The 18,868-nt window shown below is 66.1% G+C and carries 20 protein-coding genes and 1 tRNA gene; 14 read left to right on the top strand and 7 right to left on the bottom strand.

Going from position 1 to position 18,868, the window contains the following annotated elements:
* Positions 1–533: 533 nt before the first annotated feature.
* The 4 genes from ABEG18_RS12965 (at position 534) to ABEG18_RS12950 (ending at position 3,292) form a co-directional block, all read left to right on the top strand.
* Positions 534–1,757: an N-acetylmuramidase family protein gene (locus ABEG18_RS12965; protein WP_406858472.1), complete on the top strand. Its 1,224-nt coding sequence runs from the start codon at positions 534–536 to the stop codon at positions 1,755–1,757.
* Entirely contained in the window at positions 1,754–2,173 is a 420-nt protein-coding gene (locus ABEG18_RS12960) for a hypothetical protein (protein WP_406858471.1), read from the top strand. The genes ABEG18_RS12965 and ABEG18_RS12960 overlap by 4 nt, the downstream gene beginning before the upstream one ends.
* Positions 2,174–2,433: 260 nt before the next feature.
* Positions 2,434–2,898 (top strand): hypothetical protein, encoded by a 465-nt coding sequence (locus ABEG18_RS12955; protein WP_406858470.1) that lies wholly within the window; start codon positions 2,434–2,436, stop codon positions 2,896–2,898.
* Complete coding sequence (locus tag ABEG18_RS12950; RefSeq protein ID WP_406858469.1) at positions 2,885–3,292, top strand: hypothetical protein; 408 nt, start codon at positions 2,885–2,887, stop codon at positions 3,290–3,292. The genes ABEG18_RS12955 and ABEG18_RS12950 overlap by 14 nt, the downstream gene beginning before the upstream one ends.
* A gap of 238 nt (positions 3,293–3,530) precedes the next feature.
* On the opposite strand, the gene ABEG18_RS12945 is transcribed toward ABEG18_RS12950, so the two are convergent.
* Both ABEG18_RS12945 and ABEG18_RS12940 read right to left on the bottom strand, forming a co-directional pair.
* Complete coding sequence (locus ABEG18_RS12945; RefSeq protein WP_406858468.1) at positions 3,531–5,243, bottom strand: DUF4214 domain-containing protein; 1,713 nt, start codon at positions 5,241–5,243, stop codon at positions 3,531–3,533.
* Between the two features lie 352 nt (positions 5,244–5,595).
* Positions 5,596–6,240: a helix-turn-helix domain-containing protein gene (locus tag ABEG18_RS12940; protein ID WP_406858467.1), complete on the bottom strand. Its 645-nt coding sequence runs from the start codon at positions 6,238–6,240 to the stop codon at positions 5,596–5,598.
* Positions 6,241–6,518: 278 nt separating this feature from the next.
* Between ABEG18_RS12940 and ABEG18_RS12935 the strand changes: the two genes are divergently transcribed.
* The 6 genes from ABEG18_RS12935 to ABEG18_RS12910 all read left to right on the top strand — a co-directional run bounded on the left by ABEG18_RS12935 (position 6,519) and on the right by ABEG18_RS12910 (position 9,405).
* Positions 6,519–7,136: a hypothetical protein gene (locus ABEG18_RS12935; protein ID WP_406858466.1), complete on the top strand. Its 618-nt coding sequence runs from the start codon at positions 6,519–6,521 to the stop codon at positions 7,134–7,136.
* Between the two features lie 35 nt (positions 7,137–7,171).
* Positions 7,172–7,561 carry a hypothetical protein gene (locus ABEG18_RS12930; protein WP_406858465.1) on the top strand — a complete coding sequence of 130 codons (390 nt, stop codon included), beginning with the start codon at positions 7,172–7,174 and terminating at the stop codon, positions 7,559–7,561.
* 98 nt (positions 7,562–7,659) lie between these two features.
* Positions 7,660–8,049 carry a hypothetical protein gene (locus tag ABEG18_RS12925; protein WP_406858464.1) on the top strand — a complete coding sequence of 130 codons (390 nt, stop codon included), beginning with the start codon at positions 7,660–7,662 and terminating at the stop codon, positions 8,047–8,049.
* 573 nt (positions 8,050–8,622) lie between these two features.
* Positions 8,623–8,925: an ETC complex I subunit gene (locus ABEG18_RS12920; protein WP_406858463.1), complete on the top strand. Its 303-nt coding sequence runs from the start codon at positions 8,623–8,625 to the stop codon at positions 8,923–8,925.
* 19 nt (positions 8,926–8,944) lie between these two features.
* Positions 8,945–9,021: transfer RNA gene (locus ABEG18_RS12915), tRNA-Arg, on the top strand.
* A 216-nt stretch (positions 9,022–9,237) separates the two neighbouring features.
* Positions 9,238–9,405 (top strand): hypothetical protein, encoded by a 168-nt coding sequence (locus ABEG18_RS12910; RefSeq protein WP_406858462.1) that lies wholly within the window; start codon positions 9,238–9,240, stop codon positions 9,403–9,405.
* Positions 9,406–9,460: 55 nt separating this feature from the next.
* Here the strand turns inward: ABEG18_RS12910 and ABEG18_RS12905 are convergent, their stop codons facing one another.
* From ABEG18_RS12905 to araD, 5 genes are read right to left on the bottom strand one after another with little or no spacing between them, the layout of a single operon-like run.
* Entirely contained in the window at positions 9,461–10,462 is a 1,002-nt protein-coding gene (locus ABEG18_RS12905) for a Gfo/Idh/MocA family protein (protein WP_406858461.1), read from the bottom strand.
* The gene (locus tag ABEG18_RS12900) at positions 10,455–11,540 is read right to left on the bottom strand and encodes an ABC transporter ATP-binding protein (protein ID WP_406858460.1); all 1,086 of its coding nucleotides are present in this window, start codon (positions 11,538–11,540) and stop codon (positions 10,455–10,457) included. The genes ABEG18_RS12905 and ABEG18_RS12900 overlap by 8 nt, the downstream gene beginning before the upstream one ends.
* Before the next feature lie 9 nt (positions 11,541–11,549).
* A complete protein-coding gene (locus tag ABEG18_RS12895; protein WP_406858459.1) occupies positions 11,550–12,365 on the bottom strand; it encodes an HpcH/HpaI aldolase family protein in 816 nt (271 codons plus the stop codon).
* A 14-nt stretch (positions 12,366–12,379) separates the two neighbouring features.
* Positions 12,380–13,414: a LacI family DNA-binding transcriptional regulator gene (locus ABEG18_RS12890; protein ID WP_406858458.1), complete on the bottom strand. Its 1,035-nt coding sequence runs from the start codon at positions 13,412–13,414 to the stop codon at positions 12,380–12,382.
* Positions 13,415–13,439: 25 nt separating this feature from the next.
* Positions 13,440–15,107 (bottom strand): L-arabinonate dehydratase, encoded by a 1,668-nt coding sequence (gene araD, locus ABEG18_RS12885; protein WP_406858604.1) that lies wholly within the window; start codon positions 15,105–15,107, stop codon positions 13,440–13,442.
* 293 nt (positions 15,108–15,400) lie between these two features.
* Here araD and ABEG18_RS12880 point away from each other — a divergent pair, with 293 nt between their 5' ends.
* The 4 genes from ABEG18_RS12880 to ABEG18_RS12865 are packed head-to-tail and all read left to right on the top strand — an operon-like array spanning position 15,401 to position 18,849.
* Entirely contained in the window at positions 15,401–16,642 is a 1,242-nt protein-coding gene (locus tag ABEG18_RS12880) for an ABC transporter substrate-binding protein (RefSeq protein ID WP_406858457.1), read from the top strand.
* 42 nt (positions 16,643–16,684) lie between these two features.
* The gene (locus ABEG18_RS12875; protein WP_406858456.1) at positions 16,685–17,629 is read left to right on the top strand and encodes a carbohydrate ABC transporter permease; all 945 of its coding nucleotides are present in this window, start codon (positions 16,685–16,687) and stop codon (positions 17,627–17,629) included.
* The gene (locus ABEG18_RS12870) at positions 17,629–18,441 is read left to right on the top strand and encodes a carbohydrate ABC transporter permease (RefSeq protein WP_406858455.1); all 813 of its coding nucleotides are present in this window, start codon (positions 17,629–17,631) and stop codon (positions 18,439–18,441) included. The genes ABEG18_RS12875 and ABEG18_RS12870 overlap by 1 nt, the downstream gene beginning before the upstream one ends.
* Positions 18,442–18,444: 3 nt before the next feature.
* Positions 18,445–18,849 (top strand): carboxypeptidase-like regulatory domain-containing protein, encoded by a 405-nt coding sequence (locus tag ABEG18_RS12865; RefSeq protein ID WP_406858454.1) that lies wholly within the window; start codon positions 18,445–18,447, stop codon positions 18,847–18,849.
* Positions 18,850–18,868: the final 19 nt, after the last annotated feature.

Here is an 18,868-nt window from a genome sequence, read left to right as displayed (position 1 = left end):
CCATGCCCCGCGACAGTGGGCTTCGCACGCCTTGCTCAATCGTAATGCTCATTGCCCGAATCAACGCCATACTCGCGCCCGGGGCGGAGGCGTCGGTGGTTATAGTTCTGATCATCTTCGGGATCTTCGGATCTATAGCAGGCACGTTCTGCGGTGCTCTGCTCTTCGGTGTCTCCGGTGCCGTCGTAGGGTGCTTTGTAGGTGCTAACGCCCTTGCGCTGATCGCAGCGTGCTTCATTGCCCTTCGCGGTAGCGAACGCATGCTTCGGTCGAAGGCGCGGCTCCACGGGGAGCAAGCTCGTATGGTGGATGACGCAGTGCTCCGCGCCACCGGCCCGAGGGTCGTCGCTAAGCCAACTGTGCTCAAAGCTCGATAGCAGTCCCACTTCCGGTCGCGGGTGATCCGGCCAGCAGTAGAATCTACTCACTCACGCCGACCCCAGAGCGCATCAAGCGCTCCGTGCCGCACGCGCGCGCTGATCTCAGGCCGAAGCCCGGCCTGGTTGATCTCTGACCACCATTAGGAGACATCGATGGTCCAGTTCACGGGCCAGGCCACGCGCCTGACCGACAGCGATATCGCGCGCGCGGCTGAACTGCTGGGCTGCGACGTCCCAGCGATCCGCGCCATCATCGAGATCGAGACGCGCGGCTCGGGCTTTGACAGGCGCGGGCGTCTCAAGGCGCTGTTCGAGCCGCATAGATTCTATGCCGAGCTGGGCGCCGGGCCGAAGCGGGCTGCGGCGATCAAAGCTGGCCTTGCTTATCCGAAGTGGGGGCAGAAGCCCTATCCGGCCGACAGCTATGCGCGAATCGTGCAGGCGCTAACGATCGACGAGACGGCGGCCCTAAGTGCGACCTCCTGGGGCCTGCCGCAGATGATGGGCTCCAACTGCAAGCTCGCCGGCTATGCGACGCCACAGAAGATGATCGCGGCGTTCGTGGACGGGGAGGGCGCGCAGCTTGTCGCCATGGCGAAGTTCATGAAGGCCGCCAAGCTCGACGGCGCGCTGCGGGATCTGGACTGGGCGACCTTCGCCCGCGGCTACAACGGGCCGGGCTACGCCAAGAACGGCTACCACACCAAGCTCGCAGCCGCTTACGACCGGTTCGTCGAAGAGTTCGCCAGTGCGCCGGCCACGCTCGTCGACCTCGCAGGTGACGCGGAGGACGGCGACGATGACCCCGGCTTCCATCCCGTGCAGGACGATGAGGCCGGCCCCTCCGCTGTAGTCGCTGGAGTCTACCCCCGCGCAGTCATCGAGGCCGCCCAAAAGCAGCTCTGCGAGATGGGCTACTTCGACGTCGGCAAGATCGACGGGAATGCTGGCGGCAAGACGGCCGGCGCCGTCGCTGGTTTCATGATCGACCGCGGATTCGGCGCGAGCGGCGAGATCAACGACGACAGCCTCGCCGAGATCGGCAAGGCGCAGGCGGAGGGCTTTCGCCGTCCTATCGCCGAGGCGCGAGCGACGGCGAGCACGAAGGAAGTCGCCGCACAGGTCCCTGCCGCTCGGCGCGCGTGGATCCTGCAGCAGTGGACCCGCTTCACGACCTGGTTCATGGGCGGCGGCGCCGTGACGGCTTTCGGAGCCTCGCAGACTGAGCAGGGCAAGTCCTTCCTCGGCGCGTTCGCCCATGTGCCCGGTTATGTCTGGCTGGCGATTCTGTTCGGCGGCGGCTTCCTCGCCTACCGCGTGGTCAACCTCGTCCTCGCCGCCCAGGTGCACGACTACCAGACGGGCAAGCGGGCATGATCGGGCTCGCCGCGCTCTGGGAACTCGCGAAGCCTTTCAAGACCATCATCGTCGGCGGACTGGTCGCGGCGGCGTTGGCCTTGGTCGGTTGGCTCTGGTTCGAGCGCCAGATCTCAGAGGCATACGAGCAGGGGAAGCGGGACCGAATCGCGGCCGAGGAGCAGCAGACCCGCGCCGACGTGGCCGCCCTGAACGCCCAACTCGCCGAGCTGAAGGGCAAGAACGCGCTCGTGGTCGCTACCTACACACAGACGCGCGAGGCGCTCGCGCAAGCCTATGAGGACCTCGCCCATGCTTCGGCTCGCAATGACGGTGTCGGCTGCCTTGATGGTGGCGGCGTGCAGCGCCTCAATCGCCTCCAGCTCCCGAGGAAACCAGCAGGTCCTGGCCGCGTCCAACCAGGCGCAGCCCGATGACAGCCAGCTCGAGCCATGCACCGGTCCCACCGCGATCCCGTCGGGAAAGCTGAGCGCCGGGCAAACGGAGCGCCACTGGGGCAAGGACCGGCAGAGCCTTGTCGTGTGCGCCATGCGTCACGAGGGCTTGGTCAGCTTCGTCCAGAAGAAGGACGCAGTCGAGCGCGCGGCCATAGCGCGGCGCCCATGAAAATCGCGAAACAAGAGCCGGGGGGCTTGGATTGGACCACGTCGGGGCAGTGGGCGCAGGGAGGCCCACCATGATCATCATGCGGCTGGCAGCGGGGGTGACGCAGCATTTCACAGCGCGTCGATCCGAATGGTTCATGGCTGTGGGCCTGACCGGCTGGGGCTGTGTGGTGACCAAGCCGTCGGCCATCTTCGCCTCATCGCCGGCCTATACTCGCATGGCCGAGATGGCGCCGGAACAGATCTGGGGCTGGGGCGCCTTCGCCATCGGCTTCCTGCGACTGCTCGCGCTGATCGTCAACGGCACCTTCCCGAACACCCTCTACGCCACCGTCTCACCCTATGTGCGCGGGATCGCTGCTTACGCATCGTGCTTTGTCTGGGCTTCGATCTGCATCGGCCTCTTGTCGAGCCCGATCGATACGCCCGGCGCGCCCATCTACCTGATCCTTTTCGGTCTCGACTTCGCGAATGGCTACAGCGCCATGCACGACGCCGGGCGGGCGCGCGGGGCCAAGAAGCATGGCGTCACCTGAAATCCCGGGGATCCCGGAGCAGTACCAGTGGGTCGCCTATCTGGCGGGACTGATAGCCGCAGTGTTCACGGGCCTGAAGGCCCTGGCGGCGGGGCACAAGGCGGCCGAAACCCAGCAGCACACAACGGACGTCTTCGTCGCCGGCGGCTCCTTCATCGACCTGAAGCCCATCCGGGAGCTGAACGAGCACTTGCAGCATCTGGTCTCGCATACGGCGGCCGCCACAATCGAGCAGCGGCGGACGGCCGACGCATTGTTCGCCATCTCCGAGCTGATGAAGAGCGAGGCCGAAGGCGACCGCATGCGTGGCGAGGTCGACCGGATCTTGGAGGAGAAGATGCGCGAGCTCAGAAGCGCCGAGTTCAAGAGCGACATCCCTCGTCGCCAGAGATGACATCCCGGCTCTAAGCCGGTCCGAGGCCCGCATGGTGCGGGCATGTGAAACAGACCATGGCAGCATGCCCGGACGGCCTTCGCTGAGCACGCCCAGGCTCCTGGCTTAATCTGTTCGCGCCCCTCTGCACTGGCCCGCCCGGCTGACGCCGCGGCGGGCCTTTTTTCTTACCGGGCGCCACAAACGAAAAATGGGCCGGTCACGAGGACCGGCCCACTGTCGTTCGGATCAGCAGAACTTAGGAGACGATGAAGTCGCCGATGTCCACGGTGTTGAGAGCAACACCCGTCAGCTTGATCGCGAGATCGGTGCCGGCGTTGAAGTTGCCGTCCTTGTTGGTGTCAACGAGGACTTCAATACCGCCGAGCCCAAGGTCGACCTTCACAATACGACCCGTGCCGCTGAAGAAGCCCGAGATGTCGCCCGCCGGAGCGACCACGCTGGTCGCAACCGTCGTGTCGGCGCCCAAAGCGAACGCCTTGACGTCGATCTTGTCTTCCTGGGTGGCGGCAGCAGCAGTGCCCGTGTCGAAGTTCGTGAGCGTCGTGATCTTGTTCAGCGTCGACACGTTGGTCGAGTTAAACACGACGGTGTCAACGTTGCCGTTCGCGCCGATGTTGATGGTGTTCACGCCCGCGCTGGACGGCAGGATCGTAACACCAGCAGTCGGAACCGCACCATACGAAAGGTCGAGCGTCATGTCGCCCTTATGAGCCGACGCATCGAACTTTGTCAGGGCACCAAGGTCCTGCGAAGGTCCACCCCCGGTCGCATTATAGGTTCCGGTACCGGTCAGGGTGATGGTCTTAGTCTCGTGAGCAGCGAGGTTCCGGACCGTCGATGTCGTTCCGGTGATGGTCGGATCATCCGACTGGGCGATCGTCAGGTTCTCGATATTTCCGATAGTAACCGTCTTAGCAGCCGTATCGGACGTGGCGTCACGGACGGCGAGAGTCGCTGAGTCGTTGGTGCCGGTGGCGCCAGCGAAAGTGAAGGTGGTGCTGCCAGTGATCGTGCCGTTGAGGCCAACGGTGGTCGAAAGCTTGATGCCCTGAACGGTGAGGTCCTGATCCGAACCCTTGTTCCAGGCAGCCAGGACGCCATTCGAGTCGCCGAGATCAACGGTCTCGGCCGCGCCGACTGCAGGCGGACCGCCCACGGGAACGGCGGCGCTGTTCGTGATGAACACGTTCTCAAGATTGGTGAGAACGGGCTTAATCGTCTTTGCAACACCATCAGTGTTGTTGAACAGCGCGTTCAGCGTGTCGTTACCGCCGCCCGTGTCGATCGTGTCGGCCGTCTCAAGCGAGTTCGGGACCGCATTTGCGCGGATCGTGTCGTCGCCAGCCGTCGTCTGGTTCGCAGTAACGTTGTTGGTGGGCGAAAGGGTGTCGGCGCCGACCTGCAGCGTGAACGTGCCGCCAACGTTGCCGCCGCCCGTGCTGGACTGGCTCACGATGCCGGAGATGGCGGCGTCGGCCTGGGCGTCGGTCGCGGGAGTGGTCGCGATCGGAGCGAGGAAGGCGCGGCCAGCGTTGGCAGCGGTCGTGCCATTGTAGGCGACGATCTCGTTGCCCTGGTCGACATGCGACGTGAACGTGTTCGCGGAAGCGATCTTCGTGTCGGAGATCGTCTTGTCGGTGCCCTGGGCGCCGTCAAGGATGTTGATCGCGATGTTATTGACGTTCATTTTGCCGCTGGTGAGCTGGCCGAGGTAGAACTTCAGGCCATCGGCGTCGGCGTCACGGTTGAACAGGCTCTTGTAGATCGAATTGATGATCTGAACGTTGTTCTGGTCCTTGAAGCGGGTCTTGAACTCGTCCGTCGCGGCCAGGTCGGTGATGGCGGTCAGGTTGGCGCCGTTGTTGGTCACGCCATTGAAATAGGCGAGGCCAAGCGGGTCAGCGGGGCGGCCGAACAGGGCGACGTATACGCCTTGGATAGTTGCCATTTGGTGGTGTCCTTTTATCTCTTCAAAGCTGCACCGCTTCGGTCGCTATCGACTCGGACCAGAGCAGGTGAGGGAACTCATACAGTGTTCCTAATACCCTGCAAACTGAAATTTCGCGGTCCCTACCGATTTTTCGTGCTGTGTTGTGGGCGCAACACTGACGGGGATATGGGCTTAACCCCTTGCCAAAAAAGAAAATTTCGGGAAAGTGCCCAGTGATTTGGTCTTCGGGACCCAATAAAATTTGACTGTTCAGAGATTATTTACATTTATTAAGTGGCAGCAACCTTCGGCTGAGATGGAGCGGGTTTCTGCCTCGCAGAACTAATGTTAGATCTTGCTTGGCAATACTTTAAATCTCGTCAGGAAAAATCACATCAAAGATGAGCGGATCGTTCACTCTGAGCAGCGCTCGAGCGAGATAATGCGGCGAAATCTTCAGTGCCCAAGCCCAAGCTTTGGTGTAGCCAAGTGGCATCCGATCATGTCCGTTTTCAACGAGACTTACTCGTATGGGCTCGGGAATGCCAAGTTTCGCTGCCAAGTCCACTTGTGTCATTTTTAGCAATTTTCGCCGATCCGCCAGCCAAGTGCCAAGCTCCTTTCTCGCTCTGTGCTCCGCCTTCCGATCGGTTATCTCTTCGTTGCGGGGCATCGGCTTAGGGGCTGGGGCTTTGTGCTCGGGCTCCACGTCAGCGTCCGGCTCGCCCGGGAACAGAAGATTGTAGCTCTCCGGATCATAAAAGGGCATCAGCGACAAGGCGAGATCGCGGACGGGCATCTCCAGAATCCGCGCCCAATCTTCATACCTTGTCGACGGGACGCGACAGGCTCCTGTTTCGAGCTGGGAGATGAAGGTCCACTTTTTGATTGCCAGTGCCGTGGCCATCTCGCGCTGGGTCAGGCCCACACGCTCCCGCTGTTCCTTATGCCAATTTCCTGCTTGGCGGCGCAGCTCGGCAGTGTCGTCGGTGATGCGTTGGGAACTCGCGTACATGGAGGGCTCCTCGACGAGCAAATTATCTGAAACGAGCCGGCGTCTTCAACATGGGGCCGCGCAGTTCTGGCGCCCAGACCTACGTGCTCGGCCGATCCGCGCTATCCACAGACCCAGAAAGGCACTGCGTGCGCGAAAGCATTCCCGGACACATAGCGGAGATCGCGGTCGGGCTGGCTGCCGTGATCGGCCTGGTGCTGTTCAGCAGCTGGGCGCTGATAGCCGTGGAGTGAGCGGCAGAGTTGGAACCAGAGGGGCCCGGCAGGAATCGACTCCTTATGTGGAGTCCTCCGCCCCTTGCCCGCGACCGGCGCTCTTCGCCGCCGGGCTTCATCCTACCCTGCCAGCCGACGCTCGCCTTCCGCGTCCCGACCAGCTCAGTCTGGATCCATGAGATCAAGCACGACGGCTACCGCATGATCTGCCGGCGCGAGGGCGACAAGGCGCGGCTATGGAGTCGGACCATGGTCTCGTGGACAGAGGCGATGCCGCGGATTGTGGAGGGGATTAGGGCTCTTCCCTGCAACTCGTGCGTCCTCGATGGCGAGGCGATCGTGCAGCGGCCCGACGGTCTCGACGACTTCCATGCGCTCCGGTCCCGGGCCGGCGCGCGCCACGCCATCCTGTTCGCCTTCGATCTCCTGGAGCTCGATGGCGTCGACCTCCGGCCGCAATCCCTCGAGGCGCGCAAGTCCGAGCTCCGGCGGCTCCTGGGCATCCCCGTGGACGGTGTCGCGTTCACGGACAGCATGGACGAGCGGGGCGAGGACCTCTTCCGTCATGCCTGCATGATGGGTTTGGAGGGGATCATCTCGAAGCGCCGCGATAGCCCGTATCGGTCCGGACGAACGCAGGCGTGGTTGAAGGTGAAGTGTCCGAGGTATGAGCGGCGATGAGCCGGCGCTTCCCACCACCCTGGACCGTAAACGCTATGCCGGCTGGCTTCCGCGTCTGCGACGCCCAGGGCACTTGGCTGGCATACTGCTACGGCGACAGCACCGGTTACCGGAGCACCGGGAGCGTGATGATGTCGCCGGACCAGGCGATGACGATGGCGGAGTTGATCGCGCGCCTGCCTGATCTCGAGCACGGCTTCGCGACGGCGGAGCTCCCGAACGGGCTGCAAGGTCCGCTCCTCGTCCAGGATCGGACGACCTGGTTCGCTGTGACCGATCCCGGCGGCATTCTGATCGCAGCGGTCTACCACAGCGACCCGCAGGCAGGGGATCTCAACCGAGACGAGGCGCGGCGGATCGCCGGCGGGATCGCCCGTCTGCCCTGGCTCCCAAGCAGTGGGCCAGCCCGGCTAGCCAAAATGTAAATCTGTCGGGTCTTTTCACAGCCGTTCTTAACCCGATTCCTTTCCAATTGATTGATGATTGCTGGCTATACCTTCCCGTATAGATCGGGGAGACGGCTATGCTGAAGAAAATCCTGTATGGTTTCGTGGGGCTTGGCATAATTGGAGCTGTTGCTGGCAAAAATGACGGCGGAGCGGGCATAGGTGCAAGTGCATCTGCAGACCGCGGCGTACGCATCTCGCAGGTCAACTGGCGCAAAGAAGCGTTTGGAAACGTGATGATCGCCGACTTCATGGTTCGCAATGACAATGATTTCGCCGTGAAGGACCTAACCATTGAATGCCAGCATGCTGCGAATAGCGGGACCATAATGGACCGCAATACTCGGCAGCTCTACGAACGAGTTTCGGCGCGCTCGTATCTTCCTGTTCAGAATTTTAATATGGGGTTCATTAACACCCAGGCGGTGCGAACAGATTGCAAAGTCACAAATTTTTCGCGCTTGTAACCGGAGGCAACTCATGAAGCTGGCCCTTGCCTTCGCGCTAGGTTCATTTCCATTGGTTCTTGTCAGTGGAACCGCAAGCGCCGCGACTGAAAACGTAAAATCGTCATCTGTTCTTGCGTGCGATGATGTTCGACTTGGAAAGCGGCTAGCAGCGCTATCCGATTCCGGTGACGTACCTGCGGTTCGGGAATTTGCCCAACAGGCTCGGATAGCCGGAGATTGCTTCAAGCTCTTCCTGAAAGGAGAGGCAGTCTACGTTGATGAGGAAGTTGGCAGGCTTGTCTGCATTCGAAAGCCCGGTGACACCGATTGCGCCTGGGCGTCGGCCCGTGACCTCCGCGGAGTGAACCAATTCCGGGGAGTGAACCAATAACGACGAGCCGTAGGATTGCTAGGGCAAATCGTCGAGACGGAGAGTGGCCGTCCTTGACGCCATAGCGCATGCTCGGTACGAACGGCGCGCAGTGATCTCAGGGGGTTGTCGGAGGTTCGAATCCTGCTGCCCCGACCACGCGAGCCTCCCGGCGTCCCGAGACCACGTCGACAGTCGAGCCTTCCAGCAGCGAGCGCACCATGGCCGCCAGGATCTACCGCCCCGCCAAGACCGCCATGCAGTCCGGCACTGCGAAATATACGCGCTGGCTCCTGGAGTTCGAGCGTGAGGCGAAGGATATCGATCCGCTGATGGGCTGGACCAGCTCGGGCGATACGCGCCAGCAGGTGAAGCTGTGGTTCGACACCAAGGAGGAGGCGGTCGCCTACGCCGAGCGCAACGGCATCGCCGCCACCGTCGAGGAGCCGAACGAGCCGAAGCGGCGCCAGATCGCCTATTCGGACAATTTCCGCTTCAATCGCGTCGGCCAGTGGACCCACTGACCCGCCCGCGCTCCGGCACGGCCCCGTAGCTCAGATGGATAGAGCAAGGACCTTCTAAGTCCGAGGTCGCAGGTTCGAATCCTGCCGGGGTCGCCATTCTTCAGCCTGCCGATCCCAGACCGCCGGAGCAGGCGCGCTCCGGAAACGTGTGATTGCGCCGCCGCGCCGGCCCACGGCTAGTTGCTGTTTCTCTCGTTTCGGCGTCTTCATCGCGCAGCGCTCAAATGAAGGGCGCCAGATTGGCCAATGATCATGTGTTCGCGGCCATGTTGGAGCGCATGATCGTCCTCTCGCCAGACAGGGGACACCATCATGCGTAGCGACGCCGCCGCATCGACTTCCCTCTTCGCGCCAGCCGCCGTCGAAACTGCTGCTGCGACAGGGTTCTTTCCCATCCTGCTCTTCACCACGGCGGGGCTGGCCTTGAGCGTGATCTTGCTCTTCAGCGGCCTGCTCACGGTTCCGCTCGAAAGCTGGTGACCCGCGTCGCGGCGCGCCCGCAGGGCGGCGCTCCGCCTGGACGGAACGGAGCGGGTCAGACGTCGCGCGTGGCCATGCGGTCCACCTCCAGGCAGAGGGCCACGGCGCGCCGCGCCTCGGCCAGGGTGATCGTCGTCGGCGCGCCCCGGAAGGCCGCGAAGGCGCGGCCGAGATGCTCCTGGAGTTCGTAGACCTCTCCGGAGAGCGGGATCGCGATGCGTTCCGGCGGCTCGGCGCCTCGCCGCACGGCCAGCTCGTATTGCGCCTGAGTCGCCCGGTCCTCCCGGCCCGTCCACCACGTCCGGACCGCGCCCTCCGTGCAGGCGATTTCCAGCAGCGTGTGGTGTTCGAAGCCGGCCAGGCATTGGGTGACGACGGCCGTGGCCCCGTCCGGCCACTCCAGCCATGCGGTGACGATGTCGGCCGTCGCCGGGCCTCCCTGGGCTCTCGCGGCGGCCACGCGCGGCTCGCCGCTCTCCTGGCCGTACCAGGCGAGGAGGTCCAGAAAGTGCACCAGCTCTTCCAGCGACCAGGAGCCCACGCGGTCGCCCTGCATGCGCCACCCGCCCGAGCCGTGGCGGAACCCGCGCCTGAACAGCGAAAAATGCTGGTGGCGGACGCGGCCGAGCTCGCCCGAGGCGATGAGGCCGCGCACCGCGCCCCACTGGTGCGAGACGCGCAGCTCGTGGTTGACGACCACCATGCGGTCGGCGCGCCGCGCCGCGTCGATCACGGCGTCGCATTCGGCGAGCGTGAGTCCGAGCGGCTTTTCCAGCACCACATGCGCGCCCGCCTCCAGCGCCGCGACCGAGAAGGCGGCGTGAAGGTCGTTGGGGACGGCCACGATGACGGCGTCGAAGGCGCCCGCCGCCAGCATCGCCTCATAGGACGCGTGGCGCCGGACATGCGGGATCTCGGCCTTGGCGGCCGCCGCGGACGCTTCGCCATGGCAGAACACCGCCACGAGAGCTGCGTCGGGCAGGGCCGCGAGCGCGCGGGCGTGCATGCGGCCCCATGCGCCGAACCCGGCCAGCGCCACGCGGATCGGCTCAGCCATGGGCCCGCCCCACGGCGCGCCCGGTCTTCACGTCGAACAGGTGGGCGCGGTCCATGTTCAGCCGCAGCATCAGGTCGTCGCCGGGGCTCGGCCTGATCTCCGGCCGGACGCGGACGGTCACTGGATGCCCGGCCGCCTGCGTGAAGACGAGCGTGTCGGCCCCGAGCGGCTCGACGACCTCGACCACCGAGGCGATGTCGAAGCGGCCCGGTTCGGCGTCCCCGAGGGCGACCTGGACGTCCTCCGGCCGAACCCCGAGCACGAGGTCGTCCCGGTCCGCGCCCGGGACGGGGTAGGGGAGCACGGGCCCGCTTTCGCCGAGCATGACGCCGCCCTGGCGCCGATGCGCCGGGATGAGGTTCATCGTGGGAGCGCCGATGAAGCTCGCCACGAAGAGGCTCGCCGGGGCGTGGTAGACCTCGTCCGGCGTCCCGATCTGCTCGATATGGCCGGCGTTCATGACCACGACCCTGTCGGCCAAGGTCATCGCCTCGATCTGGTCGTGCGTGACATAGACCGTCGTGACGCCCAGGCGCTGGTGCAGCTTCTTCATCTCCAGGCGCATGCTGCCGCGCAGCTTGGCGTCGAGGTTCGACAGCGGCTCGTCGAAGAGGAAGACGCGCGGCTTGCGCACGATGGCGCGCCCCATGGCCACGCGCTGCCTCTGGCCGCCGGAGAGCTGCCGCGGCCGGCGCTGCAGATAGGGGGTGAGGCCCAGCACCTCCGCGGCCTCGCGGACGCGCCGGTCGATCTCCTTGCGCGGCACGTCGCGGTAGCGCAGCGAGAAGGCCATGTTTTCGAACACGGTCATGTGCGGATAGAGGGCGTAGTCCTGGAAGACCATGGCGATGTCGCGGTCGCGCGGCTCGACCTCGTTCACGACCCTGCCGTCGATGCGGATCTCGCCGTCGGAGATGTCCTCGAGCCCGGCCAGCATCCGCAAGGTGGTGGACTTGCCGCAGCCCGACGGCCCGACGAGCACGATGAACTCGCCCTCGGCGATCGCCAGGTCGATGGCGTGGACCACCTCCAGCGCGCCGTAGCGCTTGACCAGCTTGACGAAGTCGACGGTCGCCATGGCGGCCCCTCAGTTCTGCGCCGCCGTTCGGACGCGGGCCGCGGCGGCCTGGAAACGGGCGGCGGCCGCGTCGGCGTTCCGAAACAGGAGCGCGCAGTCATTCGCCACCGAGACGAAGTCGAAGCCGCTCTGGATGTGGCGTTCGGAGATCTCGTCGTTGGGCGCCAGGACGCCGACATACGCGCCGGCCGCCCGGCAGCGCGCGAGGCCCCCCTCGATGGCGTCCGTCACCTCAGGCCGCCCGGCCTGCCCGGGATAGCCCATGCTGGCGGCGAGGTCGCCGGGGCCGAAGAAGACGGCGTCGACGCCGTCGACCGCCGCGATCTCCTCGCACCGCTCCAGGGCCGCGGCGGTCTCGATCTGGACGATCAGGAACAGCTCGTCGTTGGCGCGCGTCACATAGTCCTGGAAGCGGGCGTAGCGGCTCGCCCGGTGCATGGCGGCGACGCCGCGCGAGCCCTGCGGCGGGTAGCGCATGGCGTCCACCGCCGCGCGCGCCTCGTCGGCGGACTGCACATAGGGCAGCATGATCGTGGAAAATCCGGCGTCCAGGTGCTGCTTGATCAGGATCCGGTCGTTCCAGGCGAGCCGCAGGATCGGGATCGTAGGCGTCGCCGCGATGGCCCTGGCGTGCGCCATGGCGTCGTGCAGCGAGACCGGGGCATGCTCGCCGTCGATCAGCAGCCAGTCGAAGCCGGACCAGCCGAGCGCCTCCGTGGCGTTGACGGAGTTCAGCATCGACCACACGCCGAGCAAGGGGCGGCGCGCCTGGAGGGCGGCCCGGAAGGCGTTGGCGGGCAGCGTGTGCGCGGGCGTCTGGGACACGGGGCGTCCTCCTGTCAGGTGGTGCCGCGAACGGCCAGTTCGAAACCGAGGTCGTGACTGCCGCCGACGGCCTCGGCGCCGGCCATGCGCGCGCGCAGCAGCTCGGCGATCTTGGCCCCGATCTGCTGGCGCGGCGGCCGCACGGTCGTCAGCGGGGGCTCGCTGGCGGAGGCGAAATCGAGGTCGCCGAAGCCGCAGAGCCGGATGCGCTGCGGCGTCGCAAGCTCTCGCCGCTGCGCTTCGAAGAGGCCGCCCAGCGCCAGCGCGTCGTTCGTGAAGAAGACGGCGTCGACCTCGGGAGCCCCGTCGAGCAGCCGCCCGAACGCGGACGCCCCAGCGCTGGCGCTGGCCGGGCCCTCGATCCAGGCCTCCGCCGGCGGGGCGAACCCGGCCTGGACGGCCGCCTCGACAAAACCGGCCCGGCGATCCGCGGCGCGGTAGTCGAGGTCCATCATGGCGCCGACGAAGCCGAGCCGCCTTGCGCCGCGCTCGGCGAAGTGGCGCACCACGGCGGCCCCAATGGCGCTTTGCGAGAAGCCGATGATCTCGTCGATCGGATGGTCCGACAGCTCCCACATCTCGAAGACCGGGAGCGCCGAATCCAGCAGCGCCTTGACCGTGCGCTTGGTGTGGCGGCGCCCGGTCAGCACGATCGCGGCCGGGGACCAGGCCAGGAAGGACAGGACGAGCTGTTCCTCGGTCTCGGGCGAATAGCGGCTGTTGCCGATCATCAGCTGCAGGCCGCTCCCGCGCAGGCCTTCCTCGAGCGCGTCCACGGTGGCGGCGAAGAAGGAGTTGATCAGCGAGGGGATGATCACCGCCACGGTGGCGCTGCGGGCGCTCGCCAGCGCCCCCGCCATCAGGTTGGGACGGTAGGAGAGCCGCTCGATGGCCTCGGCGATGCGCGCGCGCACGCTGGCCGAAACCATCTGGGGCTGGCGCAGCGCCCTGGAGACCGTCGCCGGCGAGACGTCGGCGAGGCGCGCCACGTCGCTCATGCGCGAGCGGGACGGCGGCGCCCGCCGGGGAGACGGGTCCTGGCCGGTCATGGCGCGGGCTCGGCGCGGCGGCGCATCAATAGATCTCCGGCTCGGGCGTGCGGGCCCCGGATTCGAGGATGTCGAAGTCGCAGCCCTGGTCCGCCTGCGTCACGTGGTTCTGGAAGATGGCCCCGTAGCCCCGCGCGAAATGCGCCGGCGGAGCCGTCCATGCCGCGCGCCGGCGCGCCAGCTCGGCGTCGTCGACCAGCATGTCGAGCCGGCGCGCCGGCACGTCGAGGACGACCTCGTCGCCCGTCCGCAGCAGGCAGAGCGGGCCTCCGACATGCGACTCGGGGGCGATGTGCAGCACGCACGTCCCATAATGGGTGCCGCTCATGCGCGCGTCCGAGAGGCGCACCATGTCGCGCACGCCGGCCGCCAGCAGCTTGCGGGGGATCGGCAGGGCTCCCCATTCGGGCATGCCGGGCGCCCCGACGGGCCCGGCGCCGCGCAGCACCAGCACGCTGTCCGCGTCGACGTCGAGGTCGGGATCGTCGATCCTGGCCGTCAGCTCCGCATGCCCATCGAACACCACCGCCCGGCCGCGATGCGTGAGCAGGCCCGGCGTGGCGGCCGACGGCTTGATCACCGCCCCGTCCGGGGCGAGGTTGCCGCGCAGCACCGCCAGGCCGGGCTGGTCCGTCACCGGCCGGTCGATGGAGCGGATGACGTCGTCGTCATCGACCCGCGCCCTCGCGAGGGCGTCGCCCACGGTCCCGCCCGAGACCGTGCGGGCCTGAAGATCCAGCCGGTCGGCGATGCGGGTCATCAGCCCCAGGAGGCCGCCCGCGAAGTAGAAGTCCTCCATCAGGTTCGCGCCGGCGGGAAAGAGGTTCGCCAGCACCGGCGTCCGGCGGGCCACGTCGTCGAACGCGTCGAGGTCGATGGAGAGCCCGGCGCGGCGGGCCAGGGCCACCATGTGGATGACGGCGTTGGTGGAGCCGCCCAGGGCGGCGTTGACGTGAAGCGCGTTGCGCAGGGAGCCCTGGCTCAGCACGCTCGACGGCTTCAGGTCTTCCCAGACCATCTCGACGATCCGCTCGCCGCAGGCCGACGCCATGCGGGCGTGGGCCGAATCCATGGCCGGGATGCTGGAGGCCCCCGGCAGCGTCAGGCCCAGGGCGTCGACCAGCGACGTCATCGTGGTCGCCGTCCCCATGGTGTTGCAGGTTCCGGGAGAGCGCGTCGAAACGCCCTCGAACTCGGTCATGTCCCCTTCGCCGAGCGCGCCCGCGCGATAGTCGTCCCAGTATTTGCGGGTGTGGGTGCCGGCCCCGACAGTCTGCCCGCGCCAGCGGCCGTTCAGCATGGGGCCGGCCGGGCAGAAGATCGCCGGAACGTCCATGCTGACGGCGCCCATCAGCAGACCGGGCGTGGTCTTGTCGCAGCCGCCCAGCAGGACCGCCCCGTCGATCGGGTTTTGGCGCAGCAGCTCCTCGGCCTCCATGGCGAGGAAGTTGCGGTAGAGCATGGTGGTCGGCTTGACCATGACCTCGCCCAGCGACATCGCCGGCAACTCGATCGGGCACCCGCCGGCCCGCACCACGCCCCGCTTCACCGCCTCGGCGCGCTCGCGCAGATGGGCGTGACAGGGGCTCATCTCGCTCCAGGTGTTGACCACGGCGATGACGGGCCGGCCGACGAACTCGGCGGGACGCCAGCCGGCCTGCTGCATGCGCTGGCGATGCGCGAAGGCCCGCATCGTGGTGTCGGCGAACCAGCGTGCGCTGCGCAGATCCGACGCGTGGCGGCGAGGCAAGGCCGGGCTCTCCTGTGTGGTTCAGCGGCAGATGACAGCGCTTTCATGCGCCTGTCAACGCGGCCCGACCGATGCATCACGGGCCGTGTGGGAGCTATCGGGAGACGCTTGACCGACCTCTTGCAACCGCTATCATCCCGCTCCAGAGCTGCTGACGAGCCTCAACAGGCCGTTCGCTTCCGCAGGCCGCGCGTCGCATCCGGGGTCTCCGGCGAAGCATGCTCAGGGAGGATTGGATGGACCGCAGGACCGTTCTCAAGGCCGGCCTCGTCGCCGCCGGCGCACTGGCGTCCCCCGCCTATCTGCGGGCCCAGTCCAACAAGAAGCTCAGCATCCTCACCTGGAACATCTCCGACCAGGAGGCGCTGTTCCGGGAGGAGTTCGCCGACTTCCAGAAGGCCAATCCGGGCGTCGAGATCGAGTGGCTGGACAAGAAGGGGCCGGAGCTCCCTGCCTTCTACCAGACCCAGCTCGTCGCCGGCACCGCGCCGGACGTGGTCGACCTGCAGGGCGCCATCTGGGTGGAGTGGGCCGCCAACGGCGCGCTGCTCGACCTGACGCCCTACATGCAGGACGCCGCCAAGCTTTACAACAAGGACTACCTGTCCAGCTTCTCTTACGAGAACAAGACCTTCGTGGTTCCGTTCTACATCGCCAAGACGCTCCTGTTCTACAACAAGACCATGTTCAAGGAGGCCGGCCTCAAGGAGCCGCCCAAGAGCTTCGACGAACTCATGAGTTCGGCGCAGGCCATGGCCAAGGGCGAGAAGACCGGGTTCATCACCCTGAATTTCGATTGGCTGTATTGGCCGCTGATGAAGATGAACGGCGTGGAGCTGCTCACGCCGGACCTCAAGAAGCCGGCCTTCAACACCCCTCAGACCATCGCGACGCTGGAGAAGCTGGCCAAGGCGACGGAGAGCGGCGCCATCAACAAGATCGCCTGGACGGGCCGCTGGGTGGAGCCGAACGGCGCCTTCGCGTCCGGCAATGTCGGCATGCTGCACGCCCACTCGGCGTCCTACTTCTTCGTCAAGGGGCAGGGGCCCTGGATCAACGCCGACACGCTGGGCGCCGTGCAGGCGCCGGGGAACTGGTCGACGCCGACCAATCACGGCCTCGCCGTGTCGAAGAGCTCGAAGAACCCGGACCTGGCCTTCGCGCTGGTCAAGCACATGACGGGGAACAAGTGGGCGACGGAGTTCTCCACCCGCCGCCGCATCCTGACCGGAAACGTCGAGGCGGACCGCATCGGGCTGGAGAAGGTGAAGGCGAGCGATCCTCTGGCCTTCGAGGTCCTGCAGACGCAGCTGGAGCACACCGACCGGATGACCGGAAACTGGCCCGTGCCGAACGACGCCCAGATCAAGGACGCGTTCTGGCCGGAGATCCAGAACGCGGTGCTCGGCCGCAAGGACGCCAAGACGGCCCTGGCCGACGCGGAGCGCGCCGTGACGCGCGTGCTGCGCCGGTCGTGATCCCGGGGGCTTAGGCCAGCACCATCAGACGGAGGGACGCGTTTGGCGACGGTCGCGACCGAGAGGCTGGCGCGTCGGCGGTCGACCTGGTTCGCCAAGCGCAAGACCCGCCAGGCCGCGCTCGTCTGGTGCTTTCTGGCGCCGTCGCTGCTGATCTTCCTGCTCTACCGCATCCTGCCGCTCGCCTGGAACGTCATCCTGTCGTTCCAGGCCTGGTCGCCGCTGAAGCCCGCCGTGTTCATCGGGCTCGACAATTACGAGGAGATGTTCTTCGACGACGAGGTGTTCTGGCAGGCCCTGCAGAACACTCTCCTGGTGATCGCCTCGGCCCCGATCGGCATCGCCATGGCGCTGGGGCTCGCCCTGCTGGTCAACTCCGACATCCGCGGGCGCGACGTCTACCGGACCCTGATCTTCCTGTCCTATCCGCTGATGACCGTCGCGGTCGCCATCATCTGGCGATGGATGTTCGACGAGAGGGTCGGGCTGATCAACTATGTCGCGCGGGTGCTCGATCTCACCGACAAGCCCATCCCGTTCCTCAACTCCTTCGCCTGGGCGCTCCCGTCGGTCATCGCCGCCAATATCTGGCAGATGCTCGGCTTCTACATGATCATCCTGCTGACGGGCCTGCAGAACATTCCGGGCAACCTCTACGAGGCGGCGGAGATCGACGGGGCGAACGCGTTCCGGCGCTTCCTGCGCATCACCTTGCCGCTGCTGAAGCCCTCCATCTTCCTGTGCTTCGTCATCGGCATGCTGAACTCGGTGACGAGCTTCGACCTGGTCTATGTCATGACGGGCGGAGGTCCCGGCCGGGCCACCGAACTCCTGGTCACCTACATCTACAAGCTGGGCTTCAGCCAGACTCGGTTCGACTACGCGGCGGCCGTGACGGTGGTGTTCTTCGCGCTGCTGATCGTGGTGACCTGGGCGGCCAACCGGCTGTCGGGCGGCAACGCCGGCGCGGTGGAGCAGGAGGACTGATGCGCCGCTATCCCCGCTGGCCCATCCATCTCGCGCTGCTGGCCGCCAGCGTCGTCATGCTGACGCCGTTCTACTGGGTGCTGAAGACGTCGGTGTCGGGCGAGAACATCTTCAACTATCCGCCCAACCTGATCCCGCGCGACCCGCACCCGTTCTTCTATGTGGACGTGTGGTACGCGATCCCCTTCGCGCGGTATTTCCTGAACAGCGTCATCGTCTCGGCCATGACGATCGCCGCCAATGTGGTGTTCAACGCCATGGCGGGCTATGCGCTGACGCGCGGCTTTGCGGGCAAGTCGCTCGTCCTCGTGCTGTTCCTGAGCTGCATGATGGTGCCGTTCCAGGCCACCATCATCCCGGCCTATCTGATCACCGGCAAGCTCGGCCTCCTGGACTCCTATCTGGGACTGGCGCTGCCGCAGTTCTCCACCATCATCTGCATCTTCGTCTTCAAGGCGAGCTTCGACGCCGTGCCCCGGTCGCTGATCGACGCGGCCAAGATGGACGGCCTGTCGGAGTGGCGCATCATCTGGAAGGTGATGATCCCGCTGGCCAAGTCGGCGATGGCGACCAACGTCATCCTCTCTTTCATCTGGTCGTGGAACAACTTCATGTGGCCGCTGATCATGACCCGATCGGCCGACATGCAGACGCTGCCGCTCGGGCTGGCGCGCTTCCTGTCCTACCAGGAGGACACGACCGGGGCTCTCTACGCCTTCTGCATCATGGTGCTCGCGCCCGGCATCCTGCTCTTCCTGCTGGCCCAGAAGGAGTTCATCCAGGGCCTCACCTCCGGCGCCACGAAAGGCTAGCCGATGGCGGATGACGACGCTCCACGTCCTCGCTGGCGCAGGCTGCTGCTCAACCGGTTCGTCCTGACCCCGGCGATCCTGGCGCTCACGGCCGGCGCGTGGAACCTCTACGTCGTCACGCACAATCACGGCGTCGTGGCGGGCCGCGTCGTCGACGCCGCGGGGCGGCCCGTCGAAGGCGCGGAGGTGGTGCTCTGGACCTTCAACTTCACGACCTTCGCCGAGAAGGGGCACGCCGTGACGGGGCCGGACGGGGGCTTCCGCTTCGCCGACAACGCCTCGCACAACATCCAGCTCAGCGCCGCCAAGCCGGGCGTCGGGCGATCCGAGCGCACGCCCGTCCGGCTCTATTTCAGGGCCCAGGACGTCACCCTGGCCAAGCCCCTGCGGCTCCAGGCCGGCGCATGAGCGCGCCGCCGCCTGCGCG

The sequence above is a fragment of the Alsobacter sp. KACC 23698 genome (assembly GCF_045348435.1).
In the GTDB taxonomy this organism is placed as follows: Bacteria; Pseudomonadota; Alphaproteobacteria; order Rhizobiales; family Beijerinckiaceae; genus Alsobacter.
Note: the sequence above shows the minus strand (reverse complement) of the source record. Positions and strands in the feature narration are given on the sequence as shown.

Coding starts and splice junctions, on each gene's coding strand:
- ABEG18_RS12965 (WP_406858472.1), top strand. CDS start 534: ATGGTCCAGTTCACGGGCCAGGCCACGCGCCTGACCGACAGCGATATC.
- ABEG18_RS12960 (WP_406858471.1), top strand. CDS start 1,754: ATGATCGGGCTCGCCGCGCTCTGGGAACTCGCGAAGCCTTTCAAGACC.
- ABEG18_RS12955 (WP_406858470.1), top strand. CDS start 2,434: ATGATCATCATGCGGCTGGCAGCGGGGGTGACGCAGCATTTCACAGCG.
- ABEG18_RS12950 (WP_406858469.1), top strand. CDS start 2,885: ATGGCGTCACCTGAAATCCCGGGGATCCCGGAGCAGTACCAGTGGGTC.
- ABEG18_RS12945 (WP_406858468.1), bottom strand. CDS start 5,243: ATGGCAACTATCCAAGGCGTATACGTCGCCCTGTTCGGCCGCCCCGCT.
- ABEG18_RS12940 (WP_406858467.1), bottom strand. CDS start 6,240: ATGTACGCGAGTTCCCAACGCATCACCGACGACACTGCCGAGCTGCGC.
- ABEG18_RS12935 (WP_406858466.1), top strand. CDS start 6,519: ATGTGGAGTCCTCCGCCCCTTGCCCGCGACCGGCGCTCTTCGCCGCCG.
- ABEG18_RS12930 (WP_406858465.1), top strand. CDS start 7,172: ATGCCGGCTGGCTTCCGCGTCTGCGACGCCCAGGGCACTTGGCTGGCA.
- ABEG18_RS12925 (WP_406858464.1), top strand. CDS start 7,660: ATGCTGAAGAAAATCCTGTATGGTTTCGTGGGGCTTGGCATAATTGGA.
- ABEG18_RS12920 (WP_406858463.1), top strand. CDS start 8,623: ATGGCCGCCAGGATCTACCGCCCCGCCAAGACCGCCATGCAGTCCGGC.
- ABEG18_RS12910 (WP_406858462.1), top strand. CDS start 9,238: ATGCGTAGCGACGCCGCCGCATCGACTTCCCTCTTCGCGCCAGCCGCC.
- ABEG18_RS12905 (WP_406858461.1), bottom strand. CDS start 10,462: ATGGCTGAGCCGATCCGCGTGGCGCTGGCCGGGTTCGGCGCATGGGGC.
- ABEG18_RS12900 (WP_406858460.1), bottom strand. CDS start 11,540: ATGGCGACCGTCGACTTCGTCAAGCTGGTCAAGCGCTACGGCGCGCTG.
- ABEG18_RS12890 (WP_406858458.1), bottom strand. CDS start 13,414: ATGACCGGCCAGGACCCGTCTCCCCGGCGGGCGCCGCCGTCCCGCTCG.
- araD (WP_406858604.1), bottom strand. CDS start 15,107: ATGCGGGCCTTCGCGCATCGCCAGCGCATGCAGCAGGCCGGCTGGCGT.
- ABEG18_RS12880 (WP_406858457.1), top strand. CDS start 15,401: ATGGACCGCAGGACCGTTCTCAAGGCCGGCCTCGTCGCCGCCGGCGCA.
- ABEG18_RS12870 (WP_406858455.1), top strand. CDS start 17,629: ATGCGCCGCTATCCCCGCTGGCCCATCCATCTCGCGCTGCTGGCCGCC.
- ABEG18_RS12865 (WP_406858454.1), top strand. CDS start 18,445: ATGGCGGATGACGACGCTCCACGTCCTCGCTGGCGCAGGCTGCTGCTC.